The sequence below is a fragment of the Bifidobacterium animalis subsp. animalis ATCC 25527 genome (assembly GCF_000260715.1).
In the GTDB taxonomy this organism is placed as follows: domain Bacteria; phylum Actinomycetota; class Actinomycetes; order Actinomycetales; family Bifidobacteriaceae; genus Bifidobacterium; species Bifidobacterium animalis.
This window is the reverse complement of record NC_017834.1, coordinates 1,745,617-1,761,353: the sequence shown is the minus strand read 5'-3', so window position 1 is coordinate 1,761,353 and position 15,737 is coordinate 1,745,617. Positions and strand designations below refer to the sequence as shown.

The following is a 15,737-nucleotide window of genomic DNA, read 5'->3' as shown; positions in this document are numbered from 1 at the left end:
TGGAAAAGAGACATCATGACTGCCTCAAACAACACTGCGGTTGTGCAGGAAGATCCCGTTGACCTCGAACAGCAGAACAAGATGGCCGTGCGCGCCTTGATTCTGCTGCTCATCACGTTCATTCTCGGCACCTTGTGCCTGCAGGGCTTCAATCTGGTGTTCACGAACATCGGCACCGACGTCGGCGCCCCTGAGCAGGCCGCACTGATCACGAGCCTGCCGAGCATCGTGCTCGGCATCGTCTGCTTCATCTACGGTTCCCTCGGCGATTTCGTCTCGCTGAAGAAGCTCATTGTATTCGGCTTGGTCACGTTGTTCGTGGGCTCGATATTCGGGTTCATCGCGAACTTCTTCTTCACGAAGAATCTGTGGACCGTCATCATCGCGCGCATCCTGCAGACCGCAGGCGAGCAGGTGTCGGGGTCCGTCTACCTCGTCATCGCCACGAAGTACCTCAAGAAGGAACTCAAGGTGATCTTCTTCGGCCTGTTCACCGCGGGCTATCAGGTCTCCGCTGCCATCGGCGTGTTCGCGGCCGGCCTGCTCACGTCGATCGCCTGGCAGTACCTGTTCCTCATTCCGGCGGTGACGATCGTGTTCCTGCCGTTCCTGCTGCGTCTGCTGCCGAACCGCCGCGGCGGCTCCCAGCATGTCGACTGGCTCGGCTTCACCATCTTCGGCCTCGCCTCGGCCTTCCTTTCGCTGTTCTTCTCGTACAACAACTGGTGGATGCTCGCGGTGTGCGTCGTGCTGTTCGTGCTGTTCGCCGTGTACATTAACAAGGCGAGCGACCCGTTCATCACGCCCGCGTTCTTCAAGAACACGCGTTGGCTCGCTGCAATCATGCTCATCGTGCTGTTCTACTTCACGAACTACTGCGTCTCGCCTATCTTCAACACGATGGGCACGACCCTCTACAACATGGACGTCACGCAGGTCTCGCAGTACATCGTCTGGGCGTTCATTGTGGCCGCCGTCTTCGGCACCACCTCGGGCTGGATTGTCGGCAAGATCGGGCGTACCACGGCGATTGTGCTCGCCTCGCTGTTCATGATCTGCGGCTTCGTCGGTTCGGCGCTGTGCGTGAACACGAACTTTGGTTTGCTCACGATGTTCGCGTGCATCTTCTACGCGGGCTGCGGACTCATGTATTCGCCGGTCGTCTCCACCGTGCTCGATACGCTGCCTGTCGATGAATCCGGCCGCGGCGTCGGCATGAACGATCTGGTGATGAACGTGACTGCTTCCATCGGCATCGCCGTCTTCGGCGCACAGCTCGGCGGCACGGCGCTCGCCGGCGGCTCCCTCACCGGTGCCACCGGACCGGCTGCGGTCTACTCGAATCTGCTGATCATCGCCGCCGGCGTGGTGGTGCTCGGTCTCGTCTGGTTCCTGGTGTTCCACAAGCACATCTACCGCGGTGAGTCCGCGCAGGTGCAGAAGGAAGTGGAGCAGCCGGAGGACGTCGAAGAGGTGCTTCACCCCGCCAAGTGACACGGCATCCATTCGCGCGCTGTGTCATTGAACAGTGAGTATGGTCGTTTGCTTGCATGTCTGTGCAGCAGACGACCATACTTCGGCAGATTATGGTCGTTCTCTGCAATCTCTGTATGCAAAACGACCATACTGCATGGAACTTTGGTTGTTTACTGCGATTGGCGTACAGAAAACGACCATATATTGGCAAACTTTGGTCGTTCGCTTGGGCTTCCGTAACACAAACGACCATACTGTGCTGGAACTTTGGTCGTTCACCTCGATGCCGTGTAAGCAAACGACCAAACATGTATGCGAAGGAAACACAATGAATCAGATTCTCGATAAACTGGAGCAGATTCACGGCTCCGTTTCCGTGGTCGGCTCAATGAACGCAGATTACACGGTGACTACCGAGCGACTCCCCGGGCCGGGGGAGACCGTGACTGGTGGCCCGCTGCAGGTGCTGCCTGGCGGCAAATCCGGCAATCAGGCCGCCGCTGCCGCCAAGCTCGGCGCAACCGTGCGCATGTTCGGTGCAGTGGGCTCCGACTCGAATGCGGATTTCCTGCTGGCCCAGCTCGCATCTGCCGGAGTGAACACCGATGGCATTCGTAAGGTGCTCGGCCCTAGCGGCACGACGGTGATCACTGTGGATTCCCACGGCGAGAACACCATTGTGTATTCGCCGGGATCCAACGCGAATGTGACGGTGGAATACATCGATGCGCAGCGGGAGTTGCTCACCGCATCCTCCGTGCTGGGACTGTGTTTGGAAAGCCCGCTCGAGACGGTGACCGCATGCGCGGCCATGTGCCATGAGGCGGGTATGAAGGTGCTGCTCAACGATTCGCCGTTCATTGCGACACTGCCGTCCGAACTCATTGCGCATGCCGACATTCTGCTGGTCAATGAGCATGAGCTTGTGCAGCTGCTGCACATTAATGAGCCGGAAGACGACGACTGGGATTCGTTCGATTGGGCACAAGCTCAGCGCCGGCTGAGTAAGTTCGGTTTCGATCAGGCGATTGTGACGCTTGGCGGTGACGGTTCGGTGGTGTTCGACTCCACGGTGGAACCGTCGATTATTCGCATTGCACCGGTGCGTGTGGATGCGGTGGATACCACGGGCTGCGGCGATTCGTTCATGGGCACCGTGCTGGCTTCGTTGGCCAGCGGACTGAGCTTGGAGGAGTCCGCGCAACTGGCTTCGTACGTGTCGGCATATGCGGCCACCGGCTATGGTGCGCAGGCCTCCTATGGCACCGCCGCGCAGATTCGTGAGCGCTTCCGTTAATACCGGGGGTTGTGTGGAGACTGGGACGGCAGGGCATCGTCACTGGATCGCAAGCGCCCTTTACGTTCCTCGACCCTGCCGTCCCAGTCTCCACACAACACAGTTGTAAGCGAATTGAGGGATGGCCTTCAGGCGTAAATGTGACGCGTGTGCATGTCTTCGGGAAGTCCGTTGAGCAGATTGCTCACCGAACGGGATTCGAACACGGAGCGGATTCCAGCGGCGAGCAATGGGGCCGCAGACAGCACCGTCATGTTGGGCAGGCGCTTCTCCTCGGGGATCGGCACCGTGTCGGTGAGCACGATCTCCTTGACGCCGCTGTCCTTGAGTCGCTCCACGGCTGGGCCCGAGAGCAGGCCGTGCGTGGCGACGAGCGTCACCGATTTCGCACCGTGGTCGTGCAGCGTGCGCACCGCCTCGCAGATCGTGCCGGCCGTGTCGATCATATCGTCGATCACCACGCAGTCGCGGTCCTTCACCTCACCGATGATGCCATGCGCCTCGGCATGGTTCGGTCGCGTGGTGTCGCGGGTCTTGTGAATGAAGGCGAGCGGCAGGCCGCCGAGTTTCGCGGCCCATTGCTCGGAGACCTTGATGCGCCCCGCGTCCGGCGAGACGATCGTCGTATTGTCAAGCGGCAGACGGTCGCGCATGTAGTCGAGCAGAATCGGCATGGCGGTCAGGTGGTCGACCGGACCGTTGAAGAAGCCCTGCTCCTGGGCCGCGTGCAGGTCGACGGTCATCACGCGGTCGGCGCCGGCTGCCCGCATGAGCGTGAACATGAGCTTGGCGGTGATGGGTTCGCGGCCGAGATGCTTCTTGTCTTGCCGCGAATAGCCGAAGAACGGGGCGACGACGGTGATCGAGCGTGCCGACGCGCGTTTGGCGGCATCGATCATGATGAGCTGTTCCATGATCCACTTGTTGATCGGTTGGGTATGCGCCTGCATGATGAACACGTCCGCGCCGCGGATCGGCTCCGTGTAGCGCACGTACATCTCGCCGTTCGCGAAGTCGTAGGCCGTCGTCGGAAGCACCTCGGTGCCGAGGTAGTGGGCGGTCTCGGTGGCTTGCTCCGGGTAAGCACGACCCGTCACCAAAGCCAAGCGTTTATCGGGGGTGCCTTCAAGAACAGCAGACATCATTCGCCTTTCACATTGCTTGCGAACACAAAAACGGAGCACTCTCCAATATAACAATGTGCATGTATGTGTGCGCGTGTCCGAACGCGTAGGTATATTTGAGAAGTTGCCGTCTGCGAATGTCGCGGCCGGCTTACGCAAACACACTCCTGTCGCGGAAGTCCCGCGGCCGATAAGTCCGAAGGAGGTGGGTGATGTCTGCGCACAATTACGAACTGATGTTCATTGCCGATCCTGAACTGGATGAGAACGGTCTCAAGAAGCTGACCAATCAGCACATGGAAATCGTCACCAAGGAAGGCGGTTCCGTCGAGAACATCGACATCTGGGGCCGTCGCAAGCTCGCTTACGAGATTGATGGCAAGACCGAGGGCAACTACGTCGTCGTGACGTACTCCTGCGAGCCGGCTACCAACGACGAGCTCGACCGTGTTCTCAACCTGAACGAATCCATCGTTCGTACGAAGATTCTTCGCAAGTAACAAGTTTTCGAAATCCGTATAGGTAAGAAGGAACGCTATGGCAGGTGAAACGATCATCACCGTCGTGGGCAACCTGACCCGCGACCCGGAACTGCGCACCGTCGGCAATGGCTCGACGGTGGTCAATTTCACCATTGCTTCGTCCACGCGTACGTTCAACCGCAACACCAACCAGTGGGATGATGGCGACACATTGTTCCTCAACTGCTCGGCTTGGGACTCGGCACGTACGTCGATGGCCACGAACATTGCGAACTCGCTGTCGAAGGGCATGCGAGTGATTGCCCAGGGGCGCCTTACCCAGCGTTCGTACCAGGCACAGGATGGTTCCCAACGCAGCGTTGTGGAACTGCGTGTCGACGAGATCGGCCCCGCGCTGTCCCGTGCGACCGCCCAGGTGACCCGCCAGACGAGCTCCGGCTTCAATGGCGGCCAGCAGGGTGGCGGCTACGGCAACAACGGCGGCGGTTACCAGGGTGGCGCAGGCTACTCCGGTGGCGGCTTCAACGGCGGCAGTGGCGGGTATCAGGGCGGTGCGTCCGCCCCTGCACCGCAGGCCCCGTCAGCGCCGGTCTCCGACCCATGGTCGAACGATTCCGGCTCCTCCAACGCCTTCGGTTCGTTCGGCACCTCCGATTTCGGTGGTGACTCCGACGAGCCCGAGTTCTGACGCCTACCCAAGTATTTCGATTTTCCATGTGTAAGGAGACAACAAGAATGTCACGCAAGAGGCCGCAGCCACCGGTCAAGCCGTTCAAGAAGAAGCCGAATCCGCTCAAGGCCGCCAAGATCACCGAGATCGACTACAAGGACGTTGCGCTGCTGCGCAAGTTCATTTCCGATCGCGGCAAGATTCGTTCCCGTCGTATTACCGGCGTCACCGTTCAGGAGCAGCGCAAGATTGCGACCGCGATCAAGAACGCTCGCGAAATGGCTCTGCTGCCATACGCCACCAACGGCCGCTGAGTTGTGAGGAGAGTATAGATATGGCTACTACCAAGATCATTCTCAAGAAGTCCGTGAATAACCTGGGCCATGCCGGCGACATCGTCGAGGTCAAGGCTGGTTACGCACGCAACTACCTCATTCCTCAGGGCTATGCCTTCCCGTGGACCAAGGGTGCCGCCGCTCAGGCCGAGGCCATGAAGCGCGCACGCCTGGCCAAGGCCATCGCCACCCGTGAGGGTGCCGTTGAGGCCAAGCAGATCATCGAAGGCACCGCCGTCGAGATCCCTGCCAAGGTTTCCGAGTCCGGCAAGCTGTTCGGTGGCATCTCCAACGAGCAGATTGCCAATGCGCTTGCCGAGAAGGTCGCCGTCGATCCGAAGAGCATCACCGTCGAGAAGATTCAAACCCTCGGTGAGTTCCCGGCAACCGTGGCCCTGCACCCGGAGATCTCCGCCAACTTCTTCGTGAAGGTTGTCGCTGAGTAATCCGGCCCGTAGACTCATGACCGGCTCCGGTCGGTCTCAACCAGTCTGAGCTTAAGCATTGAAGGCCCCTGTGACTGTACACGGTCGCAGGGGCCTTTGTATATGGCCCATGCCTGTGCCCTCCCCTGTACAATGAAGTCGTCTCCGCCGCGAGTCTCTCCGTGCGCTCCGGCGATGGTATAAGAGAAAGAAGGCCCCGTGCAGTGCCCACATTGCGGTAGCCCGCTCAATGCGGATGATGCGGTATGCCCGGTGTGCGGAAAGCCCGTGCAGGAATCGCAGTCCACCCATACGGAACACAGGATTCAACCGGTGGCGTTCGAGGCGACGACGACCGCAGTGATGCAGCCGATCCGCATGCAGGAATCGCAACAGCGTCCGCTGATGACGAACATGAACAGTCCGGCGTTGCCACCTTCGTTGCCTCCTGCAGAGTCTGCGAGAAGGAGGGTGCCGGCCAGGACGGCGACTGCGGCAGCTGGCGAGTTGGTCAACGATCCGGCGGTGCCTCGCGCCGGACAAGCGCACGCATCCACAGCAACACGGAACGGCAGGCATGTGTGGATCATCGTCGCCATCGTACTGATTGTGGCCATACTGGCCGGAATCGGTGTGTGGGCGTGGAGGACGCAGCCGAGGCTGCATCCGGATGCGTCTGCGCAGCAACCGACGAGCGAAGTGCAGCCGACGCCGAGTGAATCCATGGACGGCGGCGAAATCGGCGGTGCGGCAGATGAGGAACGCCCGCGGGAATCTGCAGCCGAACAACAGGCGCACGACGAGCTGCAGCGACAGGTGGAGGCCGACAAAGCGAAGGCGGCCGGTCTGCTCAACGTGTACACAACCCAGTTGTCAAGCAAGAAGCCGGGCCTGCAGGCGGCGGGCAGAACGTGGACGTATGAGACGATCCTCGGGCAATACCGTGAGCTCAAGGCAAAGTGCCCGAATGCATTGCTCGTATGGGGTCCCGATTACACGAACTACTCGCGCTCGGGGCACCCCTCGGATTACTACGTCATGCTGAGCGGCGAGACGTTTGCCACGGCACAGGCCGCGAAAGGCTGGTGCACTGCCAACGGATACGGCAGTGAGGACTGTCTTCCGGTGCACCTGGCGCAATAGCCGGCGACTCTATCTCGCCGAATGGCCGCAAGCGGGAAGCACTGGGCAGTTGGCGGCAGAATGCGACACGCCGGGATTTGCATCTTCCGTGAATCTGAGTATATTTATCTCTTGGTTCGAGCAACCAAGCCCCTTTAGCTCAGTTGGTTAGAGCATCTGACTCTTAATCAGAGTGTCCAGGGTTCGAGTCCCTGAGGGGGCACCTCAATGAAAACCCCAGCTTCGGCTGGGGTCTTTCGTTTTCCTGCCGGTTCGGTGCGTCTCCCGATGGGTTGGGGTCGTTGGCGGGCGCCATTCGCAGTGTCCACATAGTGCTTGCTGTGGGCAGAAAATATTCGCATATGTGGGTATATTGTGAAGGGAAAAACGAACAGACAAAATGTGAGGTTCTGACGTATTACCGGCATCTCGCATGAGTCGGAGCTGAGGAAAGGAGGATCGCCATGTTCAACAGATGGGAGTCCACGACGACTGCCCTTGACAAGCTGATGATGGAAACTGCGCAGGGTGCGCAGCAGGATTCCAACGATCATGGGAATCTGGACTACTGAGGTGAATGACGCACCTCAGGTGCGATGAGAATCTGAATGAAGCTCGCGAATTCGCGAGTTTTTGTTTTTGCGGCAAATGCGAGCGTACAAGGAAGTCGCCCGCGATGGTCTGCGCGATACGATGGCATGCCACGACCGGCGAATCCAGTGGCCATATGCGGGGAAACAATGCAAGGTGTGCGGCAGTGGGACCGCTAGCATGGGCATGAGTTACAGCGGTGGAACATTACGGTAAGGAGTGGCATGAAGCGGTATGCGGCTGAATGGATCATCTTCGCGCTGGGTGTGATCGCGCTGGGCGGCGTGATGATTGGCCTGCCCGAGATGGACAAGGTGTGGCTGTGGGTGCTGTGGGGCGCTCTGGCATTGTGGGTTGCGGCATATTTCTACGTGTTGCGGTACTGCGCGAAGGGCTTCAAGGCGCTCTCCATTGTGGTGTATGTGCTCGCATGGGTGCTCATTGCGGCTCGCGTGGGTCTGTTCGAGTTGGGCTCGATGCCCCAGGATGCGGCGACGAGCCTGTCTGATCTGCTGTTGGCGGGCGTGCTGATTCTCGTCTCATTGGGCTGGATTCGCGACCCACGCTCGAACGAGGAGCACTGAATAGCGTTCCGCATAACGCGCGCATTCCACACGCTGGACATGCGCGCGTTTTTTCATGCCGTTCGACCAGTGCTGGACGTACACTGAATTCGCCCACGACACAACGTGTTTGCCAGACGCCGTGGGAATCAAGAGAAGAAGACAAGGATTTCCCGGTGGAATACTCACTGTTTACCAAATTGGCCGCCGAATTCGTGGGCACCGCTGTGCTCATGATCTTCGGCAACGGCGCAGTAGCGAACGTCGAGCTCAAGAACACGAAGGGCCACAACGCAGGCTGGCTGAACATCGCCATGGGCTACGGCTTCGGCGTCATGTTCCCGGTGCTCATGTTCGGTGGCGTCTCCGGTGCGCACATCAACCCGGCGATGACGATCGCGCAGGCGGTCAATGGCATGTTCCCATGGGCGAATGTGCTGCCGTACATCATCGCGCAGATTCTCGGCGCCGCGGTGGGCCAGCTCATCGTGTACGTCTGCTATTACCCGCATTACAAGGAGACCGAGAACGCCGAGTCGATTCTCGCCACGTTCTGCACCACCGACGCCCAGGCCACGCGTCGCAATTACTTCATCAACGAGTTCTTCGGCACGATGATTCTCGTGCTCGGCGCCCTGTGCTGCCTTGAGCTGCAGTGGGGCAGCCAGGACTATGCCTCTGCCTCGATCGTCGTCGGCTTCATTGTGTGGGGCCTCGTCTGCTCGATGGGCGGCCCGACTGGCCCCGGCCTCAACCCGGCCCGCGACCTGATGCCGCGCGTGCTGCATTCGATCCTGCCGATCCCGCACAAGGGTTCCTCCCGTTGGAACGAGGCGTGGATCCCAGTCGTCGCGCCGATCATCGGCGGCATCATCGGCTGCTGGCTCTTCCACGTGCTGTTCGCCATCTGACCGACGCCGGTCGACCATTGACCGACGATCCCCGGCCTCGCCCGCCGGGGATTGTCGCGTTTCGGGGCGGGGGAGCGGACGGGCCGCCGTCCGCGCCGACCGGATCGCCCGCGCCGCGACGCGCTCCGTTCCACCCGCGTGCCGCGGTCCGCGCCGCCCCGCCCCGCTCATGCAGGAGCAGTCGATGTTCCTTGACGGCTGCACGGTCAACCCCTGGCCCTTGGATTCCGAACTGTGGACGACCTTCGAGGGCGCCCTGCTGTAAGCACGACACGACGCACGCATGACGAAGGAAGACTGTATATGACCGGTCGATTCGCGCCCACCCCCTCGGGGCGCATGCACATGGGCAACGCGTTCGCGATGCTCGCCGCCTGGCTGTCCGCCCGCGTCGCCGGCGAATCGATCGCGCTGCGCATCGAGGACATCGACGCCCCGCGCGCCGTGCCGGACGCGGACCGTTGGATCATGGACGACCTGGCGTGGCTCGGCCTCGACTGGGACGGTGAACCCGTCCGCCAGTCGCAGCGGCTCGATCTGTACGAGGAGGTCTTCGCGCGCCTGCGCGACATGCCGGCGGGCCCGCTGTACCCGTGCTTCTGCTCGCGCGCCGAGATCCGCGCCGCAAGCGCCCCGCAGGAGGGCGACCGCTTCATCGTCTACCCCGGCGCATGCCGCCGGCTCGGGCGGTCCGACCCGGACGGGGTCGCCCGGCGTCTGACCGACGGCGCCCGCCATTCGTGGCGTTTCGCCGTGCCCCCCGCCGGCGCGCCCGACGGCCTCGTGTCCTTCACGGACCGCGTGTACGGTCCACGGCGCTTCGACCTGGGCGCCGACCTGGGCGACGTCGTCATGCGCCGCTCCGACGGGCTGTTCGCCTACCAGTTCGTCGTCACCGTCGACGACCTGCTCATGGGCGTGGACGACATCGTGCGCGGCCGCGACCTGCTGCGCTCGACCGCGCTGCAGGAACACGTGCGCGCCCTCCTGCTCGACATGGGGCTCGCCGACCGGAATCGCCCGGCCGCGCGCCCCGCCTATGCGCATCTGCCCCTCCTCGACGACGCCGCCGGCGTGCGTCTCGCCAAGCGCGAACATGCGCCCGATCTGGGCGCGCTGCGCGCGCAAGGCGTTCGCCCCGAGCAAATCATCGGCTACTGCGCTTGGGCGCTCGGCCTGACCGGCCATCCGCAGGCGATGGAGGCCGCCGACGCGCTCGCGCTCTTCTCGTGGGACGCCGTGCGCGCCCACGTCGACGCGACCGACGCTCGGAGCGACGCCGACGGGATCGACGGGGCCGGCGGCCGCGTCGGGGACGACGACCGGTCCGAGGGCCGCGCCGACGTGCGCGTGCCCGACGACCTGCCCTCCCTCCTCCTGCGCCTCTAGCCCGAGTTCCTCCCTCTCCTGCATAGAAATGCATAGAAATCGGTCGCTCATACGTCCGATTTCTATGGAGTGGGGCCGCATCGTGCGACATATGTGACGCGTGGCGCGCCGTGCGGTATCGTAAGCCCATAGGTGAGGAAGTGGAAAGGTGGGATCCGTCATGACCGCGTACATGGACCACAAGGACCTGGCGAACGAGACGATCGAGGAGGGGCGCGCCCGTGACATCGCGGACAACGTGCACCGCGTGCTCGACCGCATCGCCGCCCAGGAGGCGGCGAGCGGACGCCAGGAGGGATCCGTCACGCTTCTGGCCGCCACGAAGACGCGCGACGTGGGCGAGATCATGGCCGCGATCGACGCCGGCGTGCCCATGATCGGCGAGAACCGCCCCCAGGAGATCGTCGCCAAAATCGACGGCCTGCGCTACGCATGCGCCCAACGCGGCGTCGTGCTCGGCGCGAGCGACGTCGAAACCGTCGAAAGCCTCGCGCAGACCGACGACCCCGAGGCCCTCACGCGCCTGCCCGTGCATCTCATCGGCCAGCTGCAGAGCAACAAGATCGGCAAGATGCTGCCCGACGTGAACACGATCGAATCCGTCGACGCGCTCGCCCTCGGAGAGAAGATCGCCCGCCGCGCTGCCGCGCGCGGACGCGCCGTCGGCGTGCTCCTCGAGGTCAACGAATCCGGCGAGGAGACGAAATCCGGCTGCGCGCCCGACGAGGCCTTCGAACTGGCCCTCGAACTCGCCTCACTCGAGGGGCTCGAACTGCAGGGGCTCATGACCGTCGGCGCGCATGTCGACGACGAACGCCGCATCCGCGCCGGCTTCGCGCATCTGCGCGACATGCGCGACCGCGTGCGCGACTCCGGCGCCGAAGGCACCGCCTCGTGCCGCGAACTGTCGATGGGCATGAGCGGCGACATGGCGCTCGCGATCGACGAGGGCGCGACGATCGTGCGCATCGGCACCGCGATCTTCGGTCCGCGCGACTTCGTCTGACCCCGCGTCCGGCTCGTCCCGTGCGCGCGATGGGGGCGCGTCGCGGCGTATGGCGATTTCGTGCGGATTCCATCCCCTCGAGGGGATGGAGCGCTTGCGCTCGGCCCCCCGGCTGGTAAGCTCGCCATGGCGAGGGTCGCCCATCTGCGCGCCCCGCGGACGTTTTTTCGTCGTGTCGCACACGACAATGGGGACCGCAATCATCGGGGTGAGGACGAGCATGCGCAGGAACCGTAGGACCATCACGCAGGAGCCGCAGGGCCCGTGGACGCCGCCGACCTTCCGGGAGGCGACGGACATCGAGGACGTCGTGCGCCTGCGCCGTTCGCTGCGCCGGCGCATGATCGCGATGCGCGTGCTCACGGTCGTGCTCATCACCGCGGCCGTCGTCGTCGGCGCCACGCCTTTCGTGCTCCAATGGAACACGGCGCGCGGCCTGTCCTCGCAAAGCCGCGCGGTCGAACGGCGCGTGCTCGGCTGGCCCTACCCGCAGGCGGAGAACCGCCTCAAGGACGCCCACGCGTACAACGAGCGCCTCGCCGCGAGCGGCCAGCCGATCCTGGGCGAGGCCGTCGACCCCTTCGCGAGCGTGGCCGGCAGCTCGCACGTCACGGACAAGGACGCGTCCGCCGCGAGCCAGGACGAGGAGTACCAGTCGCTGCTCGACACGGGCGGCGGCGTCATGGGCTCGATCATCATCCCGAAGATCAGCGTGGACCTGCCGATCCACCACGGCACCTCGGAACAGGCGCTCGCCTCGGGCGCCGGGCATCTGTACGGCTCGAGCCTGCCGGTGGGCGGCGATTCGACGCTGTCGGTGATCACGGGGCACCGCGGTCTCGTGGCCGCGCCGATGTTCACGCGCCTCGACGAGATGAAGGACGGCGACTACTTCTATATCGACGTGATGGGGGAGAAGCTGGGGTACATGGTCGACCGCATCACGGTGATCGACCCGGACGACACCTCGCAGCTGCACGTCGTGCCCGGCGAGGACCGCGTCACGCTCATGACGTGCACGCCCTACGGCGTGAACACGCAGCGTCTGCTCGTCTCCGGGCACCGCGTCTCGATCCCCTACCCGGCGCCGAATCCGACCGAGGTGCATGACGGGCGCACATGGGGTGTCCTCGCCGCGATCGCGACGCTGCTGCTCGGCCTGCTGCTGTGCGCGCTGACCTCGAAGCGACGCGGACGCCCGATGCGCATGCGGCATGCAAGCGCAAGATAATGCGCGTGCGGAAGCGGAATAATGCATAGGTAATTACACGCGCGAAGATGCGGATAATGACGGCCCGTCGGGGGATTCCCGGCGGGCCGTGTCCGTATTGTGGGATTATGCGACAGGACCCTTGGCGTCGTTGGGAACACCATGGTCAGATGGGCTCGATTTGCGGGGGGGGGCATGTTTGTATTTTCCGTCACAAAAAATTCACAGTGCGATGAAGGGGATACTTCGAGGGTATGACTTTGGCTTCAAGCAAAGTCTTGTCGGTATATGGAGGGTGAAATCGCTCCCTATTCTGGAGTGTAGAAAATCGATTTTCGCTCTTGTAGGCTCGGGGAAAGAGCGATTTTTCTATGCCAAATTGGAGAGATTCGGAGGGGAACACACTCATGAGGGGACCAAAACGCCTTCTTGCGCGCCATGTCGCGCAAGCCGATGAAGAAAGGAACGGCCGGACGCCGGTGCGCAAACTCGTCGCCACGTTTTGCGCCGTCGCGATGAGCGTCGGCATGGCCGGCGTGAGCATGTCCGCCTACGCCGACGACCAGCAGCCGGCCAAAGACGCCACGACCACCGTGGAAGCCACCCCGGAGGCCCAGCCCACCGAGGACGCCACCGTGGATGCGCAGCCGGAAGCCGAGGCGATGGATGCGGCGGAAGCCGATGCGCAGCCTGAAGCTGTGACGGCGGATGCTCCGACGGTTCTGGCCGCCGGAGACGCCAACGACACTACGGGAGGCCTTGGCGATCTCGAACATTCCAAGACCGTCACCAAGAAGGATAACCAGTACACGCTGAATCTGGGCGTGACCGGCAAGACCTCTTCGGTGACCGAAACTGGCAAGAAGCCGAAACTCGACGTCGTCCTCGTACTCGACACCTCGGGAAGCATGGCTGACAACAATCGACTTCAGACCATGAAGAACGCCATTACCGATACGGATGGTCTTTCCGATGCCTTGTTCACCGATAATCTGGATACTCAGGCGACGATTATTACCTATGCTTCGGATGCCCATAATCTTGGCACCTATAGCAACAGTCAAAAAACCGCCTTCAATGAAAAGATTAAAGATCTTCGGGCTAACGGTGGCACGCAGTGGGATGATGGTCTCGCTGCTGCGACTAACGTGACGGCACGTGAGGGAGCACAGAAGTACGTTGTGTTCCTGACGGATGGCGATCCTGGGCAGACTCAGGGCTTCGGTGGCGATGCTCCCACTGTTTACAATAACTCGGTCACCCATGGTCAGGCTCTGGTCAGAGCTGGATGGAACATCCTCAATGTCGGTGTTGATATGACGGATAATGCACGAGTGAACCCGGCTGTTGATAGCGTTTCGGCTACGTGTACGGAATATAAGGGGATCATCATCCCAGTATGCGTCACAAGAACGGGTTATACCACGTCTGCTCAAAGCTCTCATTGGGAAGGATGGGTTTCGTCGCTGGAAGCTTTGACTGCACGTGAGGATGCCGTCAAGGCCGTTGATCAGACCGTGCGCGTATTTCCCAAGACGAATATCGCCAGCCTGACGCAGGTGTTCAAAGATCTGGCCACGATCATCACCACCACGACCGATAAGGCCGCGAGCAGCCTCGTCATCACCGACACCATTTCGGAGTGGGTCGAGCCCGTCGGCATCAAAACGGATGCGGAGGGGAATGTGATTGAAGGCGTCACAGTCATTCGTAGTGATACCAACGCTGAGGTCGCTCCTACTTCGATCAAGAGCATCACGTTCAAAGACAATACCCTGACCGTCACATTCGCTGACGACTTCGTGCTGAGCAATGGCGTCACCTACACCGTCCAGTACGGTATTCAGCCTTCCCAAGCCGCGTTTGATTATTACGCCGCCAACGGGAGGTATCCGAATAACTCGACGACCGAAGGTACCCCGACCAGCGGCTTCTTCTCCAATAAGAAGGCTTCCTTCTCTTACCAGGAATGCACCACCGTCAACAACGTGCCGCAGGGTTGTGAGCCACATGAACCGGTCGACTTCCTGCACCCCGTCATTGAGACGGATTTCGCCGATGCGACCATCGGTGATACGAACAATTTCTTGCAGGTGAAGAAGACGGTCGAAGGCAGCAAGGGCTGGGGTGGGAACGATACGTTCCAGTTCACCTTGAAGGCCGACGGCGATGCCCCAATGCCGGAAAACGCGCAGAACGGTGAAGCCGCAATCACTCTTGCGAAGCCGAAGACGGGCAACGAACAGACCGGCAACTTTGGCAAGATCATCTATTCGCAGATTGGTACATACACCTATACGGTGACGGAGACTGCGGGGGATGGCTCCTACCAGTACTCGCATGCCGCCTATAAGGTGACCGTCACGGTTACGCGTGATGCCGCGTCTCGTAGCTTGAAGGCTGCCGTCGCCGTTCAGCAGACTCACGGAGATGAGGCGAACGACACCACGGGCGATCCTCAGGCGAACAAGATGCCGATGGCGTTCGTCAACCAGAACGCCATCGGCACGCTTGACGCCAACACCATCGGCGTGAAGAAGACCGTGAACGGCACCGACACCGATCAGGACTTCGCTTTCACCATGACCGCCACCGACGACAACGCCGGAGACGTGAAGTGGCCGAACACGGGTCAGACGTCCTCGACGCTGCAGATCACAGATCCGTTCACGAACGGTGAGCCGAAGGAAGCGACGTTCGCTGACGCGCTCGAGTTCGCGGTTCCGTCCTCCAAGACCGAGACCGCGACCTACAAGCTGCAGGTCAAGGAGAACGACGCCGACAATCCGCCGGCGGGCTGGAACTATGACAAGTCCGTGAAGACTGTGACCGTCACCGTCAAGTACGACACGACGCAGAACAAGTGGATCGCGACCGCCACCCCGGCCATCGTGGACTTCACCAACACCTGGGTCGCGGTGTCCAACCTGCCGTTGACCGGTGAGGGCGGGGCGACCCCGATGCTCTGGCTGGCCATCGGCGGCGGACTGGGCGCCCTTGCGCTCCTAGCCGCGGGCGGAGCCGCCATCTGGCGCAAGCGTCGCCTGATCTGACCGCCATATCCTTCCGCGGCCGAGGTCCCATCCTCGGCCGCGGCCCCTCCGCCCGCACGGGCGAAGCGACAACTGAAGAGACA

Annotated in this window: 14 protein-coding genes and 1 tRNA gene; 14 read left to right on the top strand and 1 reads right to left on the bottom strand. The window is 61.9% G+C overall.

Annotated features, from left to right (window positions below; all coding sequences use genetic code 11):
- The first annotated feature begins 15 nt into the window (after nucleotides 1–15).
- Nucleotides 16–1,494 carry an MFS transporter gene (locus tag BANAN_RS07305; protein ID WP_014698261.1) on the top strand — a complete coding sequence of 493 codons (1,479 nt, stop codon included), beginning with the start codon at nucleotides 16–18 and terminating at the stop codon, nucleotides 1,492–1,494.
- 310 nt (nucleotides 1,495–1,804) lie between these two features.
- Nucleotides 1,805–2,773, top strand: coding sequence for a ribokinase (locus BANAN_RS07300; protein WP_014698260.1), 969 nt, complete (start codon nucleotides 1,805–1,807; stop codon nucleotides 2,771–2,773).
- 128 nt (nucleotides 2,774–2,901) lie between these two features.
- Here BANAN_RS07300 and BANAN_RS07295 read toward each other — a convergent pair whose 3' ends face one another.
- Nucleotides 2,902–3,915, bottom strand: a complete 1,014-nt coding sequence (locus BANAN_RS07295) for a ribose-phosphate diphosphokinase (RefSeq protein ID WP_004269239.1) — start codon at nucleotides 3,913–3,915, stop codon at nucleotides 2,902–2,904.
- Nucleotides 3,916–4,109: 194 nt separating this feature from the next.
- Between BANAN_RS07295 and rpsF the strand changes: the two genes are divergently transcribed.
- From rpsF to BANAN_RS07230, 12 genes are all read left to right on the top strand, one after another.
- On the top strand, nucleotides 4,110–4,397 hold the full coding sequence (gene rpsF / locus BANAN_RS07290; protein ID WP_004219090.1) for a 30S ribosomal protein S6: 288 nt from the start codon (nucleotides 4,110–4,112) through the stop codon (nucleotides 4,395–4,397).
- A 37-nt stretch (nucleotides 4,398–4,434) separates the two neighbouring features.
- Nucleotides 4,435–5,067 carry a single-stranded DNA-binding protein gene (locus BANAN_RS07285; RefSeq protein WP_014698259.1) on the top strand — a complete coding sequence of 211 codons (633 nt, stop codon included), beginning with the start codon at nucleotides 4,435–4,437 and terminating at the stop codon, nucleotides 5,065–5,067.
- A 47-nt stretch (nucleotides 5,068–5,114) separates the two neighbouring features.
- On the top strand, nucleotides 5,115–5,363 hold the full coding sequence (gene rpsR / locus BANAN_RS07280; protein ID WP_004219092.1) for a 30S ribosomal protein S18: 249 nt from the start codon (nucleotides 5,115–5,117) through the stop codon (nucleotides 5,361–5,363).
- A gap of 20 nt (nucleotides 5,364–5,383) precedes the next feature.
- A complete protein-coding gene (gene rplI, locus BANAN_RS07275; RefSeq protein WP_014698258.1) occupies nucleotides 5,384–5,830 on the top strand; it encodes a 50S ribosomal protein L9 in 447 nt (148 codons plus the stop codon).
- Between the two features lie 198 nt (nucleotides 5,831–6,028).
- Complete coding sequence (locus BANAN_RS08670; RefSeq protein WP_237705802.1) at nucleotides 6,029–6,952, top strand: zinc-ribbon domain-containing protein; 924 nt, start codon at nucleotides 6,029–6,031, stop codon at nucleotides 6,950–6,952.
- Nucleotides 6,953–7,080: 128 nt separating this feature from the next.
- Nucleotides 7,081–7,154 (top strand) — tRNA-Lys (locus BANAN_RS07260).
- Nucleotides 7,155–7,746: 592 nt separating this feature from the next.
- Nucleotides 7,747–8,106, top strand: a complete 360-nt coding sequence (locus BANAN_RS07255; protein WP_014698255.1) for a hypothetical protein — start codon at nucleotides 7,747–7,749, stop codon at nucleotides 8,104–8,106.
- Nucleotides 8,107–8,261: 155 nt separating this feature from the next.
- On the top strand, nucleotides 8,262–8,996 hold the full coding sequence (locus tag BANAN_RS07250; RefSeq protein WP_014698254.1) for an MIP/aquaporin family protein: 735 nt from the start codon (nucleotides 8,262–8,264) through the stop codon (nucleotides 8,994–8,996).
- Between the two features lie 303 nt (nucleotides 8,997–9,299).
- On the top strand, nucleotides 9,300–10,385 hold the full coding sequence (gluQRS, locus tag BANAN_RS07245) for a tRNA glutamyl-Q(34) synthetase GluQRS (RefSeq protein WP_014698253.1): 1,086 nt from the start codon (nucleotides 9,300–9,302) through the stop codon (nucleotides 10,383–10,385).
- A gap of 160 nt (nucleotides 10,386–10,545) precedes the next feature.
- Complete coding sequence (locus BANAN_RS07240; protein WP_014698252.1) at nucleotides 10,546–11,391, top strand: YggS family pyridoxal phosphate-dependent enzyme; 846 nt, start codon at nucleotides 10,546–10,548, stop codon at nucleotides 11,389–11,391.
- A gap of 220 nt (nucleotides 11,392–11,611) precedes the next feature.
- Complete coding sequence (locus BANAN_RS07235; RefSeq protein WP_014698251.1) at nucleotides 11,612–12,622, top strand: class C sortase; 1,011 nt, start codon at nucleotides 11,612–11,614, stop codon at nucleotides 12,620–12,622.
- A gap of 386 nt (nucleotides 12,623–13,008) precedes the next feature.
- Nucleotides 13,009–15,654 carry a Spy0128 family protein gene (locus BANAN_RS07230; protein WP_162178381.1) on the top strand — a complete coding sequence of 882 codons (2,646 nt, stop codon included), beginning with the start codon at nucleotides 13,009–13,011 and terminating at the stop codon, nucleotides 15,652–15,654.
- The last annotated feature ends 83 nt before the right edge of the window (nucleotides 15,655–15,737 follow it).